Genomic DNA, 24,690 nt, shown 5'->3' on the forward strand with positions numbered 1-24,690 from the left:
CTAAAGCCTGCCACAAACACGGCATCGTCGGCCATCAGGCGCAGGTCGCAGGCCAGTGCAATTGCGAGGCCTGCTCCGGCAGTAGAGCCATTGAGCGCAGCGACAACCGGGACGCGGCTGTCTACGATCTGGCGTACCAGCGGAGCATAGCGATCCAGTACGTGCGTCTGAATCTCTTCGGGAGTTGGCGAAGGATGCAAAAACTGGAGGTCAGCGCCCGCGCAGAACGTTGAGCCTGCAGCGTGCAGCAGAATAGCACGGACGTCATCGCGGTGGGCCACAGATTTCAATGTGGTGCGCAGCGCCTCGTCCAGTTCGGGGCTGAGTGCGTTACGACGATCGGGCCGGTTCAGTTGTACCGCGGCTACCGCATTATCTACAGAGACGGTAACCAGATCAGCGTGCTCAGGCATAACGAAAAGAAAGAAGGTGAGAGGAAGGTTAGAGACTGCAGCAGGGTTGTAACTCCATCAGTCTGGCGTTTCAGTAGCTACGCTCCTCGCCGCGTATGCATCTGCCCGAGGCTTCTAAACCGCAGTTTCTGAACATAGCTTTGAGGCACTGCACATACACGGTACAAACGCAGACGGTGATATGGAAGTCGCCGACCGATTCTGAGCCGAACCTTGATACCAACACGAAAGGAGGCAAGACCGCGTATCCACATCTATATTAGCGTCCTAAAGCATTAAACACGCTGTATGATGGCCAATGCCTGTTGACTGAAAGCGCTTTTCTCGTTATAATATGAATCGATGTGTAAACACTGTAAAGCTGTAATCAAAAACCTATACGTAATTGTCATTAAATAGTGGTCAATATGAAATATGTGGTTACAACATGGTGCGTGATTCTACTTGCGCTCCTTACAGGATGGGGAACATTCGTACAAGCTCAAAACGTGCAGGGCACGGTTGTTGACACTGAGGGCGAAGCGCTTCCGGGTGTTAATGTATCTGTCGTAGGTACATACCGGGGTACAACAACCGATGGACAAGGTCGCTTTGCTATTAATGTACCGTTCGATGGCGAGCCCGTCAGTCTCCGGTTCACGTTTATTGGATTTGAGCCAACCGAGCAGGTGCTTGAAGGGCCTACGTCAGACCTGCAGGTTACCATGCGAGAGAGCGTCTTTCGAGGAGACGAGATCATCGTATCCGCCTCGCGTGTTGATGAGCGCATTCTTGAGACGCCCGTGACGGTCGACCGGCTCACCGGACGCGACCTCGCATCACGCCCTTCTACCGAGCTTATGGCAAGCCTGGAGTCGCTCAAGGGCATTGATGTGAGCCGGTCCAGCATGCTCATCAGCAGCCTCTCTACGCGCGGGTTTAACAGCGCAAAGTCAGAGCGTCTCATCCAGTTGGTTGACTACACTGACTACCTCTCTCCGTCGCTGTCGATCTATCCCGGTAACATCTCGGGCCCACCACAGATCGACCTTGCCAGCGTTGATGTGATCCATGGCGCTAACTCAGCGCTCTACGGCGCCAACGCGTTTAACGGGGTGGTCATTATGAATACCCGCGACCCGTTCGAAGACCAGGGGATTGAGCTGGATGTGCGTGGCGGCACGCGCGACATGTACGACATCTCGGGTCGATATGCCGAGACGTTTGGCGACCGGTTTGCCGTAAAGCTCGTTGGGCGCTTTATGCGCGCCGATGAGTTCATCAGCAATAACTTTGATGCCCAACGGAATAGCGTCGTGCCCGGCAATAATGAAACGGGAGACCCGCGCGGATTCGATGCGGTGAACCGGTATGGTGCCATCAACCTGAGCACAAACGCCGACATTGCGCCGATCCTGCAGGGATTTGGGATCGACACCAGCACCAACAACATCTTTACGCCGGGCTTCGAAGAAGCATCGCTGGTGCCAAACGACTTCCGCGCCGGCATGTGGCAGATCAGCCCCACCGTAAGCGTGCTCCTGAGCGACGATATCAAAGCCACCTACTGGTATCGCTATGCGGAGGGGCGAGGCATCTACCAGAGCTCGAACCGCTTTCTCTTCGACGACATCAGCATCAACACCCACTCGCTGTCGCTCGAAAGCAACGATTGGACGATACGTGCCTACCGTACGGCCGACAAGCCGGGCGACACCTTCGACCTGAACCTGCTCGGTGCACTCATGAACCAGCGCGCCTACCGGATCGGCGACCGCGACCTTAGCGAACTCAGCGACACGGAGCGCGACCGGGCTAACTTCCTGCAGAACCTGGCCGTTCCGTATGCGGCAGCCTACGCAATCGTTTACGGACAGGCGTATCAGGAGGCCGTGGCAAACGGAGCCGCCAACCCGTTTGAAGTGGCGCAGCGCGAGGCCAGTGGCGTGCTCCCGCAGCCTGGACAAGACCGGTTTGCAGAGGCACGCGGCGCTACGCTCGGGCTCCCCCCCAGCGGTGCCAGCCCGGTCTTCGATATCGACTCGCAGGTGTACCACACCGAAGGGCAGTACACCCTCCAGTCTGATATCGTCGACGTTACCGTAGGAGCAAACTACCGGCAGTTCCGGCTCACCTCAAGCGGTACGCTCTTTACCGACGGCCCCAACGCCTCGCCCCTGCAAGGCGACGAAGGAGATACCCGCGCCGTGCGCGATGGTATCGATAACTACGAGTACGGCGGGTTCCTGCGCCTGCAGCGCCGGCTCATCAACGACCGTCTGAGCCTCTCGGCTGTCGGACGCGTCGACGAGTTCAAGAACTTCGATACGCAGTTTTCGCCACGGGTCTCCGGGGTGTTCTCGCTCGACGAACAGCGCCGGCATAACGTCCGTGCCAGCTACGCCCAGGCGTTCCGCGCTCCGGCTCAGCTCGACCAGTACATCTATCTCGACATCGGACCGATCCTCCTCCGCGGTAACTCTGAAAACGGATACGTAGCGGCTGATCCGTTCAGCGAAACGCCCGTGGTGCAGCAGGTTCAGGAAGAAAATCTCTTCCAGATCGACCCGCTCGACGTCGAGAAGATGAATAGTATCGAGGTCGGATACAAAGGAGCCGTCGGCGGGTTTTTTGCCGACGTTAGCTACTACCGAAGCAATTACACCGACTTCATCGGCACGCGGCGGTTCATCGGAAAGGAAGATGGCACGAACATCACCCTGGCCGACCTCGCGCGTGACGAAGACGACCCGCGCCGGGCGCGCCTGATGCAGGTGTGGCTTAACGCCGACCAGGATGTTACCACGCAAGGACTGCAGCTTGGGCTGGAGTACCGGTTCAACCGCGAGCTTACGCTAAGCGGCAACTACACGTGGTCCTCCATCAGCGATGATGAAGAGCTTCGTGGGGCAATCAACCTTGGCTTCAACACGCCCGAGCACAAGTTCAACCTTGGCGCCCGCGGCGAGCTCTTCCAGCGGCTCACCTATAACGCCAACGTACGCTGGCACAACGATTACGTCTATCAGATGCCCTTCGCCGAAGGCACCATCGAGAGCACGGCGGTCGTCAACGCGCAGCTTGGCTACAACTTCCCCGAGCTACGCACCACCGTTAACCTGGGCGGTACCAACCTCACCGATGCCAACAACATCACGGCTTACGGGTCGGCTCCCATGGGTCGCATGATCTATCTGGGTGTCTCGGTTATGTACTAACGCGTATCAACAGGCTCACTGCCTAACCATCCTACAGACATGCGATACGAGCATGCAGTAGGGGGAATGCGAGCGCTGCAAGGCTTCGCATCCAACGGGCGCCTCCGGATCTGCTCCGGGGGCGCCCGTTTGTAGGTTACGGGCATCGCGCAGGCGTATGCTCTCACCTCACGGCGAAGTCAAGGATGCGTACAGGTCACAGCGGCGTGCCCCGTGGCTGTAGACGCATAAACATATAGACGCGTAAACAAATGTAGGGGAAGCCAGATGCGAAGAGCCACCTCTCCTGTACAAGGTGCGACTCATAAAAAGAGGGACGCCGCACGCTGCGGCGTCCCTCTGGTGGATCATTATCATACTGGTGTATCACAAAAGCCGCGCTGTGCGCAAGGCTCGTCAGTACCCAGCGGCCTGCCCGTCTACGCGCGACTCAGAAGCGCCGTAGAAGACGCCCTGCTCCGCATCATACCGGATGCCCTGGTAGCGACCATAGAAGCCGCCGCCGATCGTCACGTTATGTCCGCGCTGTCGCAGGCCGCGCACCACATCGTAGTCAACACTCGACTCAATAAAGACACGCCCGCCGTCTTCGAGCGCGTCCTCAACCGAGGTCGTGGGCGCTGTAGAGTCGTAGTGGCGCCAGCGAAACGCATCCCCGGCTTCCTGCGTGTTCATCCCAAAGTCGATGATGTTGGTCAAGATCGAGAGATGCCCGATCGGCTGGTAGGCCCCGCCCATATTCCCGAAGCTAAACCAGGGCTCGCCATCTTTCGTGACAAAGCCTGGAATGATGGTATGAAAGGGCCGCTTCCCGGGCTCGTATACGTTCGGGTGGTCGGGGTCGAGCGAGAACAGCTCGCCGCGGTTCTGGAAGCTGAACCCTGTGCCCGGTACGACAAACCCCGTGCCCATGCCACGAAAGTTACTCTGAATGAGCGATACCATATTGCCTTCGCTGTCGGCCGTTGTCAGGTAGATGGTGTCGCCGTCTTCCATCAGCTCCACGCCAGTGGTAACGCGATCGGAGGCGGTATCGTCGATAAGCGCGCGGCGCTCATCGGCATACGCGTCAGAAAGCAGGCGCTCCAAGGGCGCGTCGTAAAAGTCAGGGTCGGCGTAGTGCTTGGCGCGGTCTTCGTAGGATAGCTTTTTGGCTTCGATCATAAGGTGCAGCGTCTCTTCCGTGCCAAACCCTTTCGAGGTTAGATCATAGCCTTCTAAAATCTGAAGCATCTGCAAGACGGCCGTTCCCTGGTTGTTGCCGCCGATCTGGTGCACGTCGTAGCCGCGGTAGTTCACCGATACCGGATCGACCCAGTCGTCGGTGTGGTTCTCGAAGTCCGACTTGCGCAGAAAGCCGCCGTGCTCGCGCATGAACGCGTCGATACGCTCGGCGATAGCACCCTCATAGAACGCGCTGCGTCCGTCTTCAGCCAGAAGGCGCAGGGTAGCGCCAAGGTCGGGGTTGCGAAAGATCTCGCCGGTTTCGGGGCCGCGCCCGTCGATCGTGAACGTTTCTTCAAATGCGCCGACATCGCCTATGCGGTCAAGCAGGAACGGCACGCTACGCTGCCACGACTGCGCGATCTGCTCACTTACCGGAAACCCTTCTTCGGCATAGCGGATCGTGGGGGAGAGGATCGCATCCATGTCGAGCGCTCCGAAGCGATCGTGGATCGAGAACCAGCCGCTCACCGCGCCCGGCACCGAGATCGACATCAGGTCGTAGGGGGGAATGCTGTCGGCATCGCGCGCATCCAGCTCCTGCAAGAGCTGCTCGTACGAAAGCTCCTCAGGCGAGCGTCCGCTGGCATTGAGCGCGTAGAGCGACTCCGTGTCTGCATCCCATATGATGGCGAAGAGGTCGCCCCCGATGCCGTTTCCGGTCGGCTCCATAAGCCCGACAGCAGCGTTGGCAGCGATGGCAGCGTCCATGGCGTTGCCGCCTTGCTTTAAGATATCGAGCCCAACCTGCGTAGCCAGCGGCTGGCTGGTGGCAACCATGCCGTTGGCGCCGATGACTTCAGAGCGGGTCACAAAATGATCATTGGAACGGTCGATCTGAGCATGTACATGGGCCGGCCAGGTAGCGCTCACAACAAGCAGGAGCGATAACGCGCCCAAAATGAGCGACCAGGTAGTAGAGTGCAAGTCCGTAGAGTGCAAGTCCATAGTGGGTGTAAGACAGATGAGAGTATAGCGGGCTTCCGCAGGGCTGAGATGCCGTGCAGGAGGGTACCGGGTAGATATGTAGAATACGGAGCAGGCCCAGGAAGTGAAAGGGAAGCGCCAGAACTCCGTTATATGTCGCAGCTTTGTTGAAGCCGTTGACTGCGCTGGCCGAATATACCTGCTGATCGAGCGGGCGGGGGCTCCACCGAATGCGCATTCGCGTCTGCCTATGCTTCAGCGTACACATCGGGGCTCCAGCTCGAAAGCCCCAGCTCGAAAGCCCCAGCTCGAAAGCCCCAGCGCAGATCGATGTTATAGTTATGCCAGGGCGTCTACGCTCTGGTGCAAGAGGTCCTGACTGTGGCGCGTGTCGATGGTTGGTCTGAGCTGGGCCATCAGGCTGAAGAGCCCGACCAGTACTTTGTTGATAAAGATGAAGTGATGCGACCCTGAGGTTTCGCGTAGCTGCGACCCTTCCTTGAAGCACGCTTTCAGCTCGTCATAAAAGGCGTCATCGCCAAAGTCGAACGTGTCGCTGCGGTAGGGACGCACGATAAGGCGGCCAAAGCGCTCAAAAAACGACGTGACTCGTTCACGCGTAGACGCGTTCATTTCGTCGTGCAGTATGTCGAGCTTGTGGAGCATGGTGTCGATAGCATCCTGGTTATCGTGGATGCGCGCGTTCCACAGACGCAGCATGTCGTCGCGGAAGTTCTGAGGGAAGCGCTTTACGCACCCGAAGTCAATTACGCCGAGGCGTCCGTCGTCCCGAAAGAGAAAGTTGCCGGGGTGGGCATCGGCATGCAGCGTGCAGTAGTTACTGGCAATCTGATCGTGAACGAAGTCCCACAAGAGCTGTCCAAAGTGATTGCGCCGCTCCTGCCCGGGCTGTCCGGCAAGAAACTCCTCCATGTGCTGTCCCTCGACAAACGTCATGGTAAGCACCGTCTGCGAGGTGTACTCGTGCACGGCTTCGGGCGTAACGACGCCATCGTAGTCGTACTGGTCAGCGAAGAAGTCGATGTTCTCGGCTTCGTTCTCGTAGTCGGTTTCGAGCATAAGCATCGAGCGCACCTCTTCGAAGTACTCGTCGAGGTAGGGGCCATTTACAAGACGGCCGAACAGCTGGCGCGCCACCGTCAGGTCCGATTCGATGGTGTTACGGATGTTCGGATACTGCACCTTCACCGCCACGTCGCGGCCGTCGCTGAGGGTAGCGCGGTGCACCTGCCCGATTGAGGCAGCAGCGATCGCATCCCCCTGAAACGAGTCAAAGAGCAGTTCCGGGTAGCGCCCGAGTCCGTCACGGATGCGTTTGCGCACAAGGGCCTGGTTCATAGGCGGTACCTTATACTGCGCCTGGGCCATCACGTCCATGAACTCATCGGGCAACACGCCGGTGTCCATACTCATAGACTGCGCAAGCTTCAGGGCAGTGCCCCGCAGTTTGGTGAGTTCGGCGTAGATATCTTTGGCGTTCTGGGTGTTCAGGGCTGCCTTCTGTGCGGTTTTGTCGCCCTTGCGGTTTGTGACGCGGTCTTTCAGGTAGCGTGCATAGTTGGCGCCTACCTTCAAGCCCGTTTTGGCAAAGATCTTTCCGCGGTCGAATTTAGAGGCCGGGAAATCGGTGCTGGAGTCGGAATCAGACATGGGGGGGTACGGAAAGTCGGAGGTACAAATGGTCGACCCGTTGGGCATATGCGGCACGTCTGCAGCGAGGAAGCCGTTCCAGGGGGGATGTGAGATTGTCGATGGATCTGCGCGCCGACTGGTGGCAGTCCTCCTCTGGTTTGTGGGCGGAGGCAACCGGCGCAGCGCGGCGTGCGCATCCCTCGTACCTTGACGGGTTTCGGCGGGCCTTGCTCTGTTCGATCTGCCTTTCAGGGCGGGCTGATTCAGGACCCGAAGAACCAGCGGACGACCGGCAGGCGGCTGAGGCCAAGCACGTCGACCTTGGTGGCGTACCAGGCGAGGTCGGCACCGCGCTGCACGCCGCGAAACGTGACGACCTCGGCGGTGAAGCTGACGAGCTTGTCGATGAGGGCGGTGGTGGCTTCGCGGTTGGTACTGGTGTCGTGCATCCAGAAACGGATGATGCGCAGCACAGCCTCCGTGAAGAGCGTGTACACGGGCCACTGGCGGGTCACGACGCGGTTGGTCTCCGGAACGGTGTCTTCCTGGAGCAGGCGCTGGAGCTCGGCCTGCACGTGTTCACGGAATGCAGCTTCGCAGCGAATCTGCGTGTCGAAGGTCGCCTGCACAAAAGCGCGCTGCTCTTCGAGCACATCGGTCAGGATGTAGAGGAACGTGGCGAGCCGTTCCTCGAACGAGAACTGTGCGTAGCCCTCGGTGGAGAGACGAATCAGGTGGTACTGCTCAAACACGAGCGTGTAGAACGCAGCGAGGGCGTCTTCGGGCGCATCAAAGTATGAGGCAAACGTGATGCGGTCGGTGCGAGCCACCTGGCAGATGGCTCCGGTTGTGAGCTTGCCGGGGTCGTCGTTGTAGACAGCAACGGCTGCATCAACGAGCTGCTTCTTTTCGGCAAACGCGTCAGGGTCGATGTGCATGAGTAGGGCAGAAGTAAGCAGCAGAAATAGGCAGGAATAGAGAACAGTGGCAAGTAGGTCGACAGGCACAAGCCAACCGCCGGCGAGAGGCCACGAGCGTGGCTACGGAGCAAACGAGAGCGAGTCGACCTCCACGTTTTCGACCTCGGGGATGCCGGTTGCCTCCCACAGGTCGTCGGCGTCCCAGCCACGGCGGGGGGCGTCGTTGGCGGCGCGCACTGCAGCCACCTGTTCGGGCGACACCGCGGTGGTGTCGTTGCCGAAGCTCTGGCGTACGTAGGTAAGTACGGCAGCCACCTCGTCGTCGTTCAGGTAGCTAAATCCGGGCATCACGCCCCGGTAGGTTTCGCCGTGTACCTCCATCTCACCGCGGACGCCGTGGAGCACCAGTCGAATGAGGCGGCCCTTGTCGTCGTTGACCCATGGGTTGGGCGGGGTAAGTGGGGGGAAAGCACCCGCAATGCCCGCGCCGTCGGGCTGGTGGCACGTCTGACAGCGCAGGGTGTAGATGCGTTGTCCGTACTCGTACGGATCGGCGGCAGCGCGTACGCCGTCGCCGTCGTCACCGGCACATCCGGCGAGGCTTACAAGTAACAGCCCGAAAAAGAGCAGGGCAGGAAGGCAGTAGCGGAGAAGCATGAATGCAGGGATAATCGTAGAAACGAACGGTAGTACAGCGCTTAACTCGCATCTGAAGCGTAGCGTTGCATCAACATTTCCTGAACGCTGCGTGTGTTCGTGCCGTCGTCGGCGCGTACGTAGCGCCCGTCAGGGCCGAGGACCCAGGTGCGGGGGCGTGGTTCAAGTGCAGCTTTCAGGTGGTCGATGAGGCGGTCGCGTAGCTGTTGGTTGAGCACCGGCACAGCGGCCTCTACGCGGTCGTCGAGGCGGCTGCTCTGCCAGTCGGCGCTGCTGATGTACACCCGCGGCGACCCGCTGGCCCAGAAGCAGAACACGCGATCGTGCTCCAGAAAACGGTCTACGATGCTGTGCACGCGAATGGTGTTGCTTACACCGGGCACGCCCGGACGCACGCGGCACTGTCCACGCACAACCAGGTCGATCTCCACGCCCGCCTGTGAGGCGCGGTACAGCTCCTGAATGAGATCTATGTCTGTCAGTTCATTCATTTTCAGGAGGATGCGAGCCTTGGCACCCTGTCTGGCAGCGTCTATCTCATCGCCGATGTGAGACTGCCACGTTGAGCGCATCGACTGCGGAGCGGTAACCAGTTCGTCGTAGGTCTGGTCCGGTGCGAATCCGGTAAGAAAGTGAAACAGCTGCGTTAGGTCGCGGCTGATCGCGGGGTGGGCGGTGAGCAGTCCGTAGTCGGTGTACTGCCGGGCCGTGCGTGTATTGTAGTTGCCTGTGCTGATGTGTGCATATGTGCGTGGGCCCCCCGATTCGCGCCGCACCACGAGAGCGGCCTGCGCGTGGGTTTTGAGCCCGACCACCCCGTAGGCGACGTGTACGCCCGCATCCTCCAGCTTGCGTCCCCAGGCGATGTTCTTTTCTTCGTCAAATCGTGCCTTCACCTCAACCAGGACGGCCACCTGCGTACCTTGTTCGGCTGCATCGATGAGCGCGCGAACGATAGGAGAGTCTTCAGAGGTGCGGTAGAGCGTCATCTTGATGGCGAGCACCTCTGGGTCGTCGGCGGCTTCTTCGATGAAGCGCTGTACGCTGTCTTCGAACGAGTGATACGGGTGGTGCAGCAGCATGTCGGTATCGCGCACCGCGTCGAAGAGTGAATTGTCGGGGGCACGGGTGGGATGAGGCAGATCAGGATGAAGGGTGGGGGTCCAGCTCGGAAAGCGAAGCGAGCGGTCGAAGCGCGCGTCGGGCACATGCAGGTCCGCGAGCGCGTCGACATCGGTCAGGTCGAGCGGGTCGTCGGTGGTGTATACGTCTTCGTCGGGCACGTCGAGCTTCTCCTGTAGGAACGACTGCACGCCCCGGGGCATGTCGGTGTCGACTTCCAGGCGTACGACGGGCGCAAAGCGGCGCTCGCGCAGACGTTCGGAGATCGATTCCAGCAGGTCATCGGGGTCGTCATCGTCGCGTGGCACCTCCGCGTTGCGTGTCACCCGAAACGGATAGACGCCGGCTACTTGCATCCCTGGAAAGAGCCGGTCGACATGGGCTGCGATAAGCGCCTCGATCGCGATAAACTCCATGGGGGCATTGAGCGGCACCCAGCGCTTGCGGGCTTTCGGGACCTTGACACGTGCGAAATGCTCGGTTCCGGTCGACGGGCTGGTGAGGATGACTGCAAGCGAGAGGCTCATGTTCGAGATAAACGGAAACGGACGCCCCGGATCTACAGCGAGGGGCGTCAGGATCGGCACGATATGATCTTCGACGTAGGCCGCCAGGCGCGACTGGTCCTCAGGAGGAACGTCGTTCCACGAGCGAATGGTAAGCCCGATGGCCTCTTCGGCAGCGGGCGCCACCACATGGGTCCAGGTGTCGTGGATGGTATCGTGCTGGTTATGCACCGCGCTGGTAATGAGCGCGAGCTGCTCCTCGGGCGTGCGCCCGTCGGCTCCGATGCGCACGTCGCCATTGGCCACCCGGCGTTTGAGTCCGCCCACCCGTTTGCGCACGAAGCCATCCAGGTTCGATGCGGCCAGTCCGATAAACCGAAGGCGCTCCATGAGCGGCGTGCGGTCGTCGTAGGCCAGGTCGAGCACGCGCCAGTTGAAGTCGAGCCAGCTTAGCTCGCGATTCAGGTAGAGGCTGGGATGGTCGAGCGAGGGCGACTCGGGCACCGGCTGCGGACTCAGGGCATGGTGGATGGGCAGAGAGGACACGGAAGGGGATGGGGCGGAGGCAGCCATAGCACGTAGGGCGGTGAAGGAGATTATCCGGTGGGGGGCGCGTTGAGGTACGCTTGCGACTTGACGTGTTTGCGAAGCTTATGCAGCTTCATCAGGCGGTTTTGCAGGGAGGTGACCGCGTCGTCATCTCCTGAACGGTCGGCGCTGTGTAGACGCGTGCGCACGTCATCGAGCGCTTCGTCAACGCGATCCAGCTTCAGGTAGGTCATCGCACTTGCCGCGGCTTCGTACGGACGCTCGTTCATGCGGGGTACCCGTATGTTGCGGCGGCGCTCCCAGTTCTCTGATGGACTGTACGCATCCACCCGTACCGATGCCGCAAGCTGTTGGAGCGTTTTGCCTTCTTTTCCTTGTTCAATGCGTTCGGTGCGCACGTCGCCGTTTTTGTACATACGCATCAGGCAGTTGACCAGGTCGCGTACGGGGCCTTCGCTGAACTCGTCGAGTGCCATGTGCTGGAGCACGTAACGGATCATACGTGCGCCTTTTTCGAGCATGAGGCGCAAGAGCAACCGCTCTTCAGGAAGCACTTGGGGCGGGCGCCTCGTTTCGTTGGGTTGGGGGGAGGCGTGGCGCTCGCGGTTGGTAGCAGGAACGTCGTCGTTGGGTGGGGGCGGCTGTGGGCGCGGAGCCGACGGACGCTGGGAACGATGCGTCTGCGGCTGATGGCGCTGCTCGTCTTGTTGCCGGTTTCGCTGTTGATTTCGCTTTTTTCGCTGCTGGCGGCGCTGCTTCTTGGCCTGTAGTTCGTCGCGCTGCTTCTCAAGCTGCACAAGCAGATCGCCAGGGGGAACGTCAAGCACGTCCGCAGCCTGGCGAACGTATTCACGGCGCAGGTTAGGGTCAGGAATTTCGGCGATAGCGGCCACTACATCGCGCTGCACCTCAACGCGGTCTTCCGGGGTGCTCATGCGTCCGGCTGCGTGTGCCTGGTCGACCATGAACTGCGGCAGATCGCTTCGCGTGTTTGCAACGTGGGCGTGCAGGGCATCGGCGCCGTGTTCGCGCACATAGCTATCGGGATCGTGGCCGGCGGGAAGGGTAACGGCATATGCGCCCATCCCCTCAGCCATGACCGTCTTGAGGCCGCTCTGGGCCGCCCGTCCGCCAGCTTCATCGCCGTCGAAGAGCAGCACCACGCGCTGCGCATACCGATCGAGCATCTGCACGTGCTTGGGCGTGAGCGACGTGCCACACGTTGCCACCACGTGCTCGATACCTGCTTGCTGCAGTGCCATCACGTCGGTATATCCCTCAACGACCCAGGCTTCTTTCTCGTGCCGAATCGCCGACTTGCCCTGGTAGAGCCCGTACAAGACGTTGCTCTTGTGGTAGACGTCCGTTTCAGGCGAGTTGATGTACTTGGGCTGATCGGCGTCTGCATCCAGAATGCGACCGGCAAACCCAACCACCTTGCCAACGTGCGAGAAGATCGGGAAGATGACCCGTCCGCGATAGCGATCGTAGTAGCCGTCGCCGCTGTTGCGCTCAATGATGAGCCCGGCCTCGTGCAGCACCTCCGGCTTAACGTGCTCCTTTTTCGCGTGCTTGAGCAGGGCATCCCATTCGTCGGGCGCATAGCCGACGCCAAACGTCTTGAGCGTTTCAGCGGTAAAGTCGCGCTCGCTCAGGTAAGCCCGTGCTGGCGCGCCGCGCTCTGACTGCGTACGCTGCCGGTAGAAGAAGCGGCCGGCTATGCGGAGGGCCTGGTAGATGGCTTCGCGCTGCGAGGCGGCCTCGGCGTCGGCATCCGACTGCGGGAGCGTGATGCCGGTGCGTTCAGCCAGCCAGCGAGCGCTTTCCAGAAAGCCGATGCCCTCCATCTCTTGCACAAAAGAAAATACATCGCCCCCCTTCTGGCAGCCAAAGCAATAATAGAGGTTGTCGTCGGGGTTGACGTGGAAAGAAGGGGTGTTTTCATCGTGAAACGGGCACAGCCCCTTGTAGCTCTGTCCCGAACGCTTCAGGCGTACGTAGTCGCCCACCACATCGACGATGTCGACGGTCGAGCGGATCTCGTCAACCTTCTCGTCAGGGATGGCCATGCAGAGATAGCAGTCAAGTGGAGGCGGGGAGGGAAGCGAATGAGTGGGGACCGAACGGCAAGCGCGTTACCCGTACACGCGCTGGCCGTACATTAGCCATACAACATTAGCTATACAACGGCATAGAGGTAGATCCGGGGGCCTCGGGCGTCTGGAGCTGTGCCTCTTCTTCGTCTTCAACCGGGCCAATGTCAGGTTTGTTGGAGCACTGGCATCCACCAATGTAAAGTGGGGCGCAGAGGGCGAGGAGAATAAGGGTGCGACGGAGCATAAGCGGAATCGACAGATTGTGAGTAGAATCGTTGGCTGTGCGTGCTACATGGTGCCATCCGGACGTATAGAAGGGGTGGGCATGCAGCACAAACATATGACGCAAAAATGTACAGGCGCTGTTGGCACAGAGATCCGCATCCCTGAATGGAGGGACGATGAACCTGTACCCCCGACGATGTTTTCACAGCCTGTGCCTTTACAATACCCCATGTGCATTGCATGTTGAAGGCTGGTTTGCTCGCTTTAATGACTCTAATGCCAGAAAAAAATAGATGGTTGACGTAGAGGCCCTCCGTAATCGAATCGAAACATTAGCATCTGAAGACGACCCCAAGGCGGGCGTCGCTGGCGACGCTGTCGCTGATCTGATCCGCGCACTGAACACCGGCACGGTACGCTCAGCCTCGCGCCGCGACGACGGCACATGGACGGCTCACGCCTGGGTGAAGCAAGGCATTCTCCTCGGGTTTCGTATCGGGCGCATTGTAGACTATTCAACGAAAGGCTTCCCATTCTTTGACAAGCACACGTATCCGGTAAAGCCTGTACAGAAGTCCGATGGTGTCCGCCTGGTGCCGGGGGGGTCATCGGTGCGTACGGGAAGCTATCTGGCGCCGGGCGTGGTGTGTATGCCACCGATGTATGTGAATGTAGGGGCTTACGTCGACGAAGGTACGATGGTCGATTCGCACGCGCTCGTTGGTAGCTGCGCGCAGATCGGCAAACGCGTTCACCTGTCGGCGGCTGCACAGATTGGCGGCGTGCTGGAGCCGGTAAACGCTACACCGGTCATCATTGAAGACGACGTGTTTATTGGCGGACAGGCCGGGGTCTACGAAGGGTGTATTGTGCGCGAAGGGGCTGTAATCGCTGCAGGTGTGCAGCTGACCAGCTCTACGCGTCTCTACGATGCGGTACAAGAGCAGGTTATTACGGCGGAGGACGGCACGCTTGAGGTGCCTGAAAACGCCGTCGTTGTGTCCGGTACGCGTCCGCTCAGTGGCGATTTTGGCGCCGAGCATGGGCTCTCGCTCTACACGCCTGTTATCATCAAGTACCGCGACGGCAAGACCGATGCGGCTACAGCGCTGGAAGATGCCCTGCGCTAACGGGCGGGTCTGCCGCAAATTGAGTGTGCCTCCCCGGCGGAGGCGCTATGCAGAATACGTTTCGCGAGACACGCAGCGCTTCGCATCCCTCTACCCCTATATTGCTTCATGGATCTATCTTCGTACCACATGCGTCGCGACCGTCTCACCGATCAGTGGGTGGCGTGCGCGCCAGACCGTGGGGGGCGTCCCAAGCGCACCCAGGTTGAAGCGCCCGATGAGACGTCCGGTCCTGTAGCCGGGTGTCCGTTCTGTCCAGGTAACGAGGAGATGCTTCCGGGCATCTTGGACGAGATTGTGACCCGGGAAGGGGGCTGGCGCGTGCGGGCCGTCCCGAACAAGTATCCAGCGTTTCAGAATGAGGTTCGTTCTGAAGTGGCCACAAACCAGATCTATGAGGGGCGGTCGGCATATGGATATCAAGAAGTGCTGATTGATACGCCGCATCATCATCGGCACTGGGCGTTTCTGGATGTAGAGCAGCTAACGGCTGTGCTGAAGCTCTACCAGCGCCGCCACGCGGCAGTGCGTGCGGAGCATCCTGATCTGTACCCAGTGCTTTTCCGTAATCATGGAGGGCGCGCAGGCGCGTCATTGGAGCACCCCCACAGTCAGCTTATCGCTCCACCACTTCCGCCCACGCAGATGGCTGCAGAGGAGCAGCGCTGCCGCACCTATTACGAGAAGCACGGCGAGCCGTTGATGCAAGCGGTTCGCGTACGTGAGGAAGGGGGCGAGCGCATGGTTGCTGAGAACGAGCACATGGTCGCGTTCGTGCCGTATGCGGCCCCTGCCCCGTTTAGCGTATGGATCGTTCCCCGTCGCAACATGGCGCACTTCGGGGCAATGACGGATGCGGAGCGCCAGTCTTGTGCCGAGCTGGCGCGCACGATCACGCGGCGTTACGTAGAGTGTGCGAGCGACCCAGATCATAACATGACGGTGCACACGGCTCTCGATGCAGATGCGGCGGCGCCGCACCTGGTGTGGAGCCTGCGCTTTACGCCGCGGATGTCGGTGCGAGCAGGATTTGAGCTGGGCACCAACATGCTCATCAACCCGTCGCTCCCCGAGGGCGACGCACGCATTCTGCGTGGCGAATAGCTCCCCTTTAGCTTCATTGGTGCCCGCTCTCACCTGCAAACCGAAACAGGGTTCTGGACGTTAGAAGGCCCCGCTCTGCTCCTGGTGCTTGTGTGCTCAGCTGCGTGCTACGGGGTAGCTCTTTCCCTCAACGCCGAGCGTGGTTTCTGGAAAAGTATCGCGCGCCACAGCCAGCGACTCTTGCTTGTCGCCCGGCGGGAGGTGCACCAGCACGAGCTGCTTGGCCTTCGCAGCGCGCGCAACGTCGGCAGCCTCGACCATGCTGCTGTGCCCAGGCCCGGCGCCGTTGGACTCGTGGACGAGCAGGTCGGCTTCGTGAGCCAGCTCAACCACGGCATCGCAGGGCGCCGTGTCGCACGAATAGGCCATCACCGTACCTGAGGGCATATGCTCTACCCGCAGGCCAAACGTCGGAGGGCCATGGTCGACAGGCGCGCTGGTAACACGCCAGGGATTCCGGGTCCACACAGGGGCACCGGCCTTGCGGGCTACCACATGCGGAACCATCTCGGGCATGCCGTCCCACCCGGCTGTGACCGACGCAAATGCATCCATGCACCGGTTGGCCTGGTCGATCGTCTCCTGGTAGCCGCATATCGGCAGATCCCCCTCGCGATCAGAGAGCCACGTTTTCTCCATAAGCAGGGGCAGTCCGCTGATATGGTCGGGATGCACATGCGTAAGGATGAGCGCCGCCATGTCGCGAATCTCGCCGCCTACGGCCTGCCAGCGCTGCAAGGCATCGCCGCCGCAGTCAACCAGGAGCGACTGATCGGGATGTGCGTCGTCTGAGAAGGCGAGCATCGTCGTGGTGCGATGAGGGTCGCTGATAGCGGCGCCCGTGCCCAGTAGATGACAGAATACGCTCATAGTAACAAAGCAGTCCAGGAAAGATCAGAGAGATAGAACCTGTTTTGATTTCTTAATTTGGGCTGCGATCGGCTCCGCTGGACTGCAAATTGTCCCCGATATACGGGTGTCAGTCGGGCTTGCGCCCTCGTGTCGGCCCGTAACCCCGGCTACGAACCTCTATCGTGGTTCAATTTTCGCCGCAGCGGCGCTCGCTCTTGCCCGCAAACCAAAACCCAAACAGGTTCATAGAGAGCGGAATGGCAACGCAGCAGCAGCACGGCAGGCCCTGCCAAATTACCGCTTACATTACCGCTTCCGCTGAATTGTGAACTGAGTCAGTCCAAGCAGTGCATCGCGCGCCTCTGAGGGAGGAAATGCTTCGGCCAACTCATACGCTTCTGTAGCAAGCGCTTCCATGCGCTCACGGGCATATGCAATGCCTCCGTGCTCTTTAGCAAAGGTGGCAATCGCTTGCATGTCTTCGGCCGACTTGTCGTCGGTGCGTACGTGCTTCATAACGGCTTTGCGCTCGGACTTCGAGGATTGCTCCAGCGCGTGAATCAGGGGGAGCGTCATCTTCTTCTCTTGCATATCGATGCCAACGGGCTTACCGGCATCGACTGCTCCGAAGTCGAACAGGTCGTCGCGGATCTGGAACGCGAGCCCGAGCTTTTCGCCGTAGGTCCGCATCCGCTCGATAATCTCCTCGTCGTTGGTCACGCTGAGTGCGCCGCTCGTGGTGCAAGCAGAGATAAGCGAGGCGGTTTTGTCGGAGATAATACGGAAGTACGTCTTCTCGTCGATATTCAAAAAGCGGGCTTTTTCGATCTGCAGCAGCTCGCCCTCGCTCATGCGGCGCACCGCGTCCGACAGTGCATGCAGCACGGTGTAGTCGTTATGGTCCAGCGAGAGCAGCAGGCCCCGGCTCAGAAGAAAGTCGCCCATCAGCACAGCGATCTTATTCTTCCAGAGGGCATTGATCGAAAACATGCCACGGCGCGTGTCGGCGTCGTCGACGACATCGTCGTGCACCAGCGTAGCGGTATGCAAGAGCTCTACGAGCGCAGCGGCCCGGTAGCTCATCTCGTTAACCTCGCCACAGACCTTGGCCGACAGCAGCACGAGCAGCGGGCGGATGCGCTTGCCCTTCTGCCTGAGCACGTACTGCGTGATCTTGTCAAGCAGAAAATGGTCTGATTCCATCGCCTCGCGAAAGTACGGGCGAAACGCATCCAGCTCATCTGCCACGGGGGCGCGGATGGCATCCAGCGTAGTCGGCAACGACCGCTCGCGAGACGAAGGCTCCGACGAGCGGTTCGACGTGAACACCGAGGCGTCTATCATCGCAGTTTTCAGTAATCATTGAAAGGTCGGATTCACGTAACGTAGCATCTATCGTTAAAGTTTGCCCGCTCGTTATACATTTTTGTCGTAGGGGTACCGTCCGCGTTACGTCTGTACACGACAAGGCAGGCGATAGGATATATCGTGCGCCGCTATCCTGCAAGGGGGCTACCCTGCCTGCAAGGGGGCTACCCTGCAATCGGGCTACACCGCAATGGGCGCTGGCAACGCCGGATGATGCTGGTAGTCATGCAGGGTGATGTCTTCGACGCGATAGTCGAAGATTGAATCGGCAGGTTGGATGGTGATATGCGGAAGCGGATACGGCGTGCGTTTCAGCTGGGTGCGTACCTGGTCGAGATGATTCTGGTAGATATGGCAGTTGCCGCCGCTGAAGTGCAGGGTACCCGGCTCGTACCCGGTTTGCTGGGCCAGCAGGTGGGTGAGCAGCGCGTAACTGGCTATGTTGAACGGAAGGCCCAGAAACGAGTCGACTGAGCGCTGTTGCCACATCAGCGAGAGACGGTCGGGGCCGTCGGAGACGGGTTCTACGTGGCACTGAAACGCATAGTGACAGGGCGGGAGAGCCATCTCGTCGACGTCGGCCGGGTGCCAGGCGCTTACCAGGTGCCGCCGTGAGTAGGGATTCGCACGCAGCGCCTCGACCAGGCGCGCAATCTGATCGACGCCGTCAAAGCTACGCCACTGGCGTCCGTACACCGGGCCGAGTTCGCCCCACTCATGGGCGAACGCGGCATCGGTGCAGATCCGCTCCTCGAATGCCTCCTGTGAAAGCGAGTCGCCCGTTGCCTCCTGGTAGCGCTGCAGGGGCCAGTCCGTCCAGATCGAGACGCCCTGTTCTACAAGCGGGCGGATGTTCGTTTCGCCGCGCAGAAACCACAGCAGTTCAACGATCACGCCGCGCATCCATACACGCTTAGTAGTAAGAAGTGGAAATCCCTCATCCAGGTCGATGCGGAGGTGCTCGCCAAACAGGCTCAGGGTGCCGGTGCTGGTGCGGTCGGGCATGGGGGTGCCCTGCTGCAAAATACGCGACAAATACGAAAGATAGCTGTCCATACAGGCCGATACGTACGGGGGAAGAGGGAACGTCCATTTTTGGGATGCCGTTCGGCATCACCACGACAATAGACACGCTACCTCAACCCAACACGTTTCCGCCATGGCTGTGGACCCAGACATCCCGATAAACAAGCACATCAAGCAGGCTGTTAACCATCTGGAGAAGGTGCTCAACTATGCGCCGATGGTGGCTGAAGGGCGCGACGCAACGGTGCATCTGACCACCCAAGACTGGCACGTGGTGGCTGATGCGCTCTTCAAACTGGATACCCCCGAAGAGGCCCTGCCTGAGCAAATTGAAGACTATGGCCTCGCCGACCGCAACGAGGTGATTGTGCTCACGACGCCCGACTACGACATCCGTGTTGAGATGGTTGCTGCGTAAGCCCGGAAGACTCGGGCAAGGTGCTTCTAAGAGAGCCTGCCCATAAGATAGCTCTAAGATAGCTCGCCCAGTGCGTGCTACTCGGACGGCCTATCTTGGGGCCAACACCTGTCAATCCCCTGATTTACTTAGTTTGCGGCGGCATGTAGCGGAAACGATGGGAGGGCGATGCGCACACGTTCGCCGTTGGGGCGCTGCGCCAGGTAGTTGCCCTCTACGACGGCGTCGAAGCTGCTTACCGTGCAGCGCTCATCAAGCACGTGCTTGCGGCCTGCGGGGATGATAGGGCGCTTGCCCAGATCATCGCCTTCGGTGGCCTGTAGCCGTCCGGTCGCCTCCTTGATTGTGAATCGCTTGCGGATCAGCTCCAGGTCTTCATGGCCGCGGTTGTAGAGATGGATTGCGTAACTGAAAGCAAACTCCATATCCATGAAGCTCGAAGGGTCGTCCAGGTAAACGGGCCACACCCGAGCAGTGACGCCGTACGTGGTCGCTGTGTAAACAATCATGTGAAGACGCATTAAGGGATTAACAGAGAAGCGGGTACAATGCAGAGCAGATACAATGCCTGCCTGCACACTGTCTGTTACGCAGATGTAACGTATTGTTCGCTCGCGGCGCTTTGTCTGGGGAATTCCATGTGGGTGTGAGACAGGGTCTCCCGGTACGCACGTTCTCGTTCGGTTGGCCAAATGGGACGACTGACAAACTGTACCTTTACGCATCTTCCCTCTGCGTATCTGACATCACAGTTACGTAATGCAGCACATGCAACATGTGTAGCAGGCATGCAGCCGCATAACATAGAGCCGCGTAGCACAGCACTAAGGTAGTACAGCACCAACAGCACCAACAGCACCAACCTAAGCGTCACCGACTGGGTGTCGCATACTACCTGGTGCAACACACAACATAACACACGGATCTTCGCTTTTGTCGTTCAACCTGAGAGGCACCCATGACTACGCCCTCCGATTCAGCCCACTCATCTGATACTGCGCTCCGCTCGATTCCTGAGGCCACCGTGCTTTTTGCAGGCGACTCGGGCGACGGGATGCAGCTTACCGGTTCACAGTTTACGCTTGCCTCGGCGCATGCGCGCAACGATCTGGCTACGCTGCCTGACTACCCCGCCGAGATACGCGCCCCTGCAGGCACGACGTATGGCGTAAGCGGATTTCAACTGCACTTTGGTACAGTTGACATCAACACGCCTGGTGATAAGGTCGATCTGCTCGTGGCGATGAACGCTGCGGCGCTGAAAGTACATCTTCCGCGTGTACGACGCGGCGGTACGGTGCTGCTCAATACAGACGCCTTTACCCCGCGCGACCTGGAACTTGCCGACTGGGAAGACGCCGATCCGCTGAACGACGACACGCTTGAGGGCTACCACGTTATCGACGTAGCGCTCACCACACTCACCCGCGAGGCGCTCAGCGATACGGATCTGTCTAAAAAGCAGGTCGATCGCTCTAAGAACATGTTTGCGTTGGGTATGACGCTCTGGATGTACTCGCGCCCGCTTGAGCCCGCACGATCCTGGATCCGCGAGAAGTTCGGCGACCGACCGGCGATCCGTGAGGCCAACCTCACGGTGCTCGAAAAGGGCGCCCACTATGCTGAAACGATAGAAGCCATCGGCGTGCGGTATGAGGTCGACCCGGCCTCGATGAAACCGGGCACCTACCGCACGGTGCGCGGCGCCGAAGCCGTAGCGCTCGGACTCGTAGCCGCTGCCGCCCAGAGCGGCCTCTCGGTCTTCTATGGATCGTATCCGATAACGCCAGCTTCCGACATCCTGCACGAGATCAGCAAGCACAAGAACTTCGGTGTGGCTACGTTCCAGGCTGAAGATGAGATTGCAGCGGTCGGTTCAGCGATCGGGGCCAGCTTTGGTGGAGCCCTCGGGGTCTGTGGCACAAGCGGTCCGGGCGTTGCCCTGAAAACCGAGGCGATTGGGCTGGGCGTAATGACGGAGCTTCCGCTCGTGGTGGTGAACATGCAGCGCGGCGGTCCCTCTACCGGACTGCCCACTAAGCCGGAGCAGAGCGATCTTCTACAGGCGGTGTATGGGCGCAACGGCGAAGCCCCACTTCCGGTGCTGGCGCCGGCCTCGCCAGGCGATTGCTTTTACATGGCCTACGAGGCCTGCCGCATCGCAACCACCTACATGACGCCTGTCATGCTTCTGGCCGATGGATACCTCGGCAATGGGTCGGAAGCCTGGCGCATTCCCGATGTCGACACCCTGCCTCCGTTTGAGGTGGAGCAGACCACCACTCCAACCGACGCCAACATGACGACCGATGGTGACGGCAACCCGCAGTTTCTTCCGTACGTGCGTAACAGCGACACGCTGGCGCGTCCATGGGCTGTGCCGGGTACGCCCGAATTGGAGCATCGCCTCGGCGGGCTGGAGAAAGAGCACAAGACCGGTAACGTGTCGTACGATCCGGCCAACCACGAGCGCATGGTGAAGCTGCGCGCGGAGAAAGTGCAGCGCGTTACACAGACCATTCCGCCTACGCCCGTAACGGGGCCGCGTACCGGATCGCTCCTGGTACTGGGGTGGGGCTCCACCAAAGGCGCCATCGACGAGGCGGTCAGGCGGTGCCGCGAGCAAGACACGGCGGTCAGTGCAGCCCACCTGCGCTACGTATGGCCACTGCCCGCAGATCTTGCGGCAATCATTGACGGATTCGACCGCGTGCTCGTCCCCGAACTCAATAACGGACAGCTTATCCGGCTTCTCCGCGATGCGTACAAAGCCGACTTCGTGCCGCTAAACAAGATTCAGGGACGGCCCTTCCGCGCTGAAGAGATCTGCGCAGCGATCAATGAGGCTACGAACGAGGCCACAGGCACGCCCGCTGTAGCCTCCTAAACACGCCAACCTGCCTGTTACGCCGTCCCGACCCTGCTGCTCTGACCCACTTAAGCTCAACATAGAATCATGGCTGACTCAACCTCTTCCAACGGAACGGCCTCCGACAACACCAAGAAACCGAGCGGGCCCCCTGGCGCCAAGAAGCCGGCTGGGCCGCCCGGTGCAAAAAAACCAGCCGGGCCGCCTCGCGGAACGTCGCCCAAGAAGCCGACGCTGCCACCCGGCTACGGCGGCGATAGCGGCGGTGACGCCCTGACCCGTAAGGACTTTTCGAGCGACCAGGACGTGCGCTGGTGTCCGGGATGTGGCGACTATGCCATTCTGGCTACCATGCAGCGCCTCTTGCCCGAGCTTGACGTTGCAAAAGAAGACGTGGTGTTCATCAGCGGCATCGGCTGCGCCGGGCGCTTTCCGTATTACATGGACACATATGGGATGCACACCATCCATGGCCGTGCTCCCACCTTTGCAACCGGGCTGAAGTGCGCCAATCCTGAACTCGATGTCTGGATCGTAACAGGTGATGGTGACGCGCTCTCGATTGGAGGGAACCACCTCATCCATCTGTGCCGCCGTAACCTGGATACGCAAGTGCTGCTCTTTAACAACGAGATCTATGGCCTCACCAAAGGTCAGTACAGTCCGACCTCGGAGGTGGGCAAAGTGACAAAGAGTACCCCTCACGGATCCCTCGACCGCCCGTTTAATCCGGTGGCCGTTGCGCTTGGAGCCGATGCCTCGTTCGTGGCGCGCACCATGGATCGCGACCCGAAGCACATGAAGTCCATGATGAAAGCCGCGCACAACCACGCCGGAACGGCCTTTCTGGAGATCTACCAGAACTGCAATATATTCAACGACGGGGCTTTCTTCGAATTCACCGACCGCAACACAAAGGCCGACCGTGCGCTCTTCGTGGAAGACGGCGCGCCGCTTACGTTTGCCGATGGCGACCAAGGGCTCCGACTCGACGGACTCACGCTTGAAGCGGTCGACCTGACGAATGGACGCTGGTCGGTTAGCGACTGTCTGGTCTATGATAGCGGCAACCGCGAGATGGCGCATCTCCTCGGCCGCATGTTCGATCAGCCCGATCTACCGCGCCCGTTTGGCGTGCTCTACCAGACGGACCGGCCTACGTATGAGCAGCAGCTGCATGAACAGATCAACGCAGTGCGTGAAAAACGGGGCGCTGGCGATCTGCAGACGCTGCTCCACCAGGGCGATACCTGGACCATCGAAGGATAAGAATCTGCACTGCCTCCATTTTGCCTCTATCCCTAATCCACGTTCTCCGGAAATGGCCTCACTGGACCGCGTCATCTGGGCAGACGCCCTGCATCAAACTGCAGAAGCATGGACTGACCCCGACTATGGGCCCCGCGTTGATCGCATTACGAGGGCCTGCGAAACAGAGGCCTACCCCTTTACAGAGGAGCACATCACCTTTGCGGTCAATCAGCAGATGGATGCGTGCCTGCGGGCTTCCTTGCAGTCTGTAGCCGCAGCCCCGAAGCTGGATGTGACTGCGGCACACCTTCACCTGCAGGGCCAGCGCCCGCTGTATGGATTGCCGCTGATCGTCTACCTGACGCTTCGAGGAGTCACGGTGCATGTGAGCACCACGCATGTGCAGCCGCTGCTTCAAGATCTGCTGCAGGCCGTTCGTACACAGGCCAATAGCGAACAGAATAGCGAACAGAACCCGGTACCGGAGGCGGCACCTGTGCAGTGGGAGGACACCGTTCCAGCAGGGATGCCCATACTGACGCTGGGGAGTGGCAACAGCAGCGCGAACGACGACGATGCCGCATGGACGTACGTCGAGCGTCCTGCAGTGGTCGTGCTCGATGGAAATGAGTCGGCCGATGAGCGCGAGGCGCTGGCCGAGGACATTCTGGTCTACGACGGCCGTGCGCCGCAGCATGTGGGGCTGATCTGGGCACCTGAGGGACTCGCGCCGGACGCATATCTTGAGTCGCTTGCGCACATGCGGGGAGCGATTCCGGCACATGAGAGCATTCCGGGCACCCTGCAGATGCAGCAGGCCTTCCTTGAAGCGCAAGACGCCCCCCATGCCTATGCCGACGACCTGACCTTCTTGTTTAGCAGAGGCGCCCCCGAGATACAGTCGGGGCTGCACGTGCGGTGGGCTGAGTACGCTGGCCTGGACGAGGCCGGCGCCTGGGTGGCTGGTCGTGCCAGTGCGGCAGGTCCGGTGCTTTGCCGCGAGGGATTGTACGACCGGGTGCAGCGCGTCGTGCCAGACGGTCAGCGTGTAGCTCGTCTCGGCACACTCCATCGCGCCGATTGGTGGCCGCCCTCCGTACAGGCCCTTCAGTCATTTGTCTATGAAAAGAGCCTGCGTAGCCCCGAATCCCCAAGCCTGGATTCGTAGTGGAGGCGCGTTCTA

At 60.0% G+C, this 24,690-nt stretch carries 19 protein-coding genes; 7 read left to right on the top strand and 12 right to left on the bottom strand.

From position 1 onward, the window contains the following. On the bottom strand, positions 1-413 hold a 413-nt coding region (locus PPP56_RS01290), incomplete at its 3' end, for an enoyl-CoA hydratase/isomerase family protein (RefSeq protein WP_353561983.1). Between the two features lie 407 nt (positions 414-820). Here PPP56_RS01290 and PPP56_RS01295 point away from each other — a divergent pair. Beyond that, a complete protein-coding gene (locus PPP56_RS01295) occupies positions 821-3,610 on the top strand; it encodes a TonB-dependent receptor (RefSeq protein ID WP_353561985.1) in 2,790 nt (929 codons plus the stop codon). A 396-nt stretch (positions 3,611-4,006) separates the two neighbouring features. On the opposite strand, the gene ggt is transcribed toward PPP56_RS01295, so the two are convergent. From ggt to PPP56_RS01330, 7 genes are all read right to left on the bottom strand, one after another. Further along, positions 4,007-5,782 carry a gamma-glutamyltransferase gene (gene ggt / locus PPP56_RS01300; protein ID WP_353561987.1) on the bottom strand — a complete coding sequence of 592 codons (1,776 nt, stop codon included), beginning with the start codon at positions 5,780-5,782 and terminating at the stop codon, positions 4,007-4,009. Positions 5,783-6,100: 318 nt separating this feature from the next. Continuing rightward, a complete protein-coding gene (locus PPP56_RS01305) occupies positions 6,101-7,432 on the bottom strand; it encodes an ABC1 kinase family protein (protein WP_353561989.1) in 1,332 nt (443 codons plus the stop codon). A 245-nt stretch (positions 7,433-7,677) separates the two neighbouring features. Beyond that, entirely contained in the window at positions 7,678-8,352 is a 675-nt protein-coding gene (locus tag PPP56_RS01310) for a hypothetical protein (RefSeq protein ID WP_353561991.1), read from the bottom strand. A 102-nt stretch (positions 8,353-8,454) separates the two neighbouring features. Next, positions 8,455-8,991: a c-type cytochrome gene (locus tag PPP56_RS01315; RefSeq protein WP_353561993.1), complete on the bottom strand. Its 537-nt coding sequence runs from the start codon at positions 8,989-8,991 to the stop codon at positions 8,455-8,457. Positions 8,992-9,032: 41 nt separating this feature from the next. Continuing rightward, complete coding sequence (ppk1, locus tag PPP56_RS01320) at positions 9,033-11,192, bottom strand: polyphosphate kinase 1 (protein ID WP_353561995.1); 2,160 nt, start codon at positions 11,190-11,192, stop codon at positions 9,033-9,035. A gap of 23 nt (positions 11,193-11,215) precedes the next feature. Beyond that, complete coding sequence (gene dnaG / locus PPP56_RS01325) at positions 11,216-13,237, bottom strand: DNA primase (protein ID WP_353561998.1); 2,022 nt, start codon at positions 13,235-13,237, stop codon at positions 11,216-11,218. Positions 13,238-13,343: 106 nt separating this feature from the next. Then, positions 13,344-13,508 (bottom strand): hypothetical protein, encoded by a 165-nt coding sequence (locus tag PPP56_RS01330; protein WP_353562000.1) that lies wholly within the window; start codon positions 13,506-13,508, stop codon positions 13,344-13,346. Between the two features lie 274 nt (positions 13,509-13,782). On the opposite strand from PPP56_RS01330, the gene PPP56_RS01335 reads away from it, so the two are divergent. Then, positions 13,783-14,619 (top strand): 2,3,4,5-tetrahydropyridine-2,6-dicarboxylate N-succinyltransferase, encoded by an 837-nt coding sequence (locus PPP56_RS01335; protein WP_353562002.1) that lies wholly within the window; start codon positions 13,783-13,785, stop codon positions 14,617-14,619. Between the two features lie 108 nt (positions 14,620-14,727). Beyond that, positions 14,728-15,723, top strand: a complete 996-nt coding sequence (gene galT, locus PPP56_RS01340; RefSeq protein WP_353562004.1) for a galactose-1-phosphate uridylyltransferase — start codon at positions 14,728-14,730, stop codon at positions 15,721-15,723. Between the two features lie 96 nt (positions 15,724-15,819). Here galT and PPP56_RS01345 read toward each other — a convergent pair whose 3' ends face one another. The 3 genes from PPP56_RS01345 to PPP56_RS01355 all read right to left on the bottom strand — a co-directional run bounded on the left by PPP56_RS01345 (position 15,820) and on the right by PPP56_RS01355 (position 18,999). Next, a complete protein-coding gene (locus tag PPP56_RS01345) occupies positions 15,820-16,593 on the bottom strand; it encodes an MBL fold metallo-hydrolase (protein ID WP_353562006.1) in 774 nt (257 codons plus the stop codon). A 288-nt stretch (positions 16,594-16,881) separates the two neighbouring features. Then, positions 16,882-17,919 (bottom strand): polyprenyl synthetase family protein, encoded by a 1,038-nt coding sequence (locus PPP56_RS01350; protein ID WP_353562008.1) that lies wholly within the window; start codon positions 17,917-17,919, stop codon positions 16,882-16,884. A 204-nt stretch (positions 17,920-18,123) separates the two neighbouring features. Then, a complete protein-coding gene (locus tag PPP56_RS01355; protein WP_353562010.1) occupies positions 18,124-18,999 on the bottom strand; it encodes a thymidylate synthase in 876 nt (291 codons plus the stop codon). A 103-nt stretch (positions 19,000-19,102) separates the two neighbouring features. On the opposite strand from PPP56_RS01355, the gene PPP56_RS01360 reads away from it, so the two are divergent. Then, positions 19,103-19,387 (top strand): hypothetical protein, encoded by a 285-nt coding sequence (locus PPP56_RS01360; protein ID WP_353562012.1) that lies wholly within the window; start codon positions 19,103-19,105, stop codon positions 19,385-19,387. Between the two features lie 128 nt (positions 19,388-19,515). Here the strand turns inward: PPP56_RS01360 and PPP56_RS01365 are convergent, their stop codons facing one another. Beyond that, entirely contained in the window at positions 19,516-19,896 is a 381-nt protein-coding gene (locus PPP56_RS01365) for an ApaG domain-containing protein (RefSeq protein ID WP_353562014.1), read from the bottom strand. 449 nt (positions 19,897-20,345) lie between these two features. On the opposite strand from PPP56_RS01365, the gene PPP56_RS01370 reads away from it, so the two are divergent. The 3 genes from PPP56_RS01370 to PPP56_RS01380 all read left to right on the top strand — a co-directional run bounded on the left by PPP56_RS01370 (position 20,346) and on the right by PPP56_RS01380 (position 24,675). Beyond that, complete coding sequence (locus tag PPP56_RS01370; protein ID WP_353562017.1) at positions 20,346-22,274, top strand: 2-oxoacid:acceptor oxidoreductase subunit alpha; 1,929 nt, start codon at positions 20,346-20,348, stop codon at positions 22,272-22,274. Between the two features lie 69 nt (positions 22,275-22,343). Continuing rightward, a complete protein-coding gene (locus tag PPP56_RS01375) occupies positions 22,344-23,525 on the top strand; it encodes a 2-oxoacid:ferredoxin oxidoreductase subunit beta (RefSeq protein ID WP_353562019.1) in 1,182 nt (393 codons plus the stop codon). A 52-nt stretch (positions 23,526-23,577) separates the two neighbouring features. Then, positions 23,578-24,675: a hypothetical protein gene (locus PPP56_RS01380; protein ID WP_353562021.1), complete on the top strand. Its 1,098-nt coding sequence runs from the start codon at positions 23,578-23,580 to the stop codon at positions 24,673-24,675. Positions 24,676-24,690 lie beyond the last annotated feature (15 nt).

The organism is Longimonas sp. (assembly GCF_040409695.1).
Taxonomy (GTDB): domain Bacteria; phylum Bacteroidota; class Rhodothermia; order Rhodothermales; family Salinibacteraceae; genus Longimonas.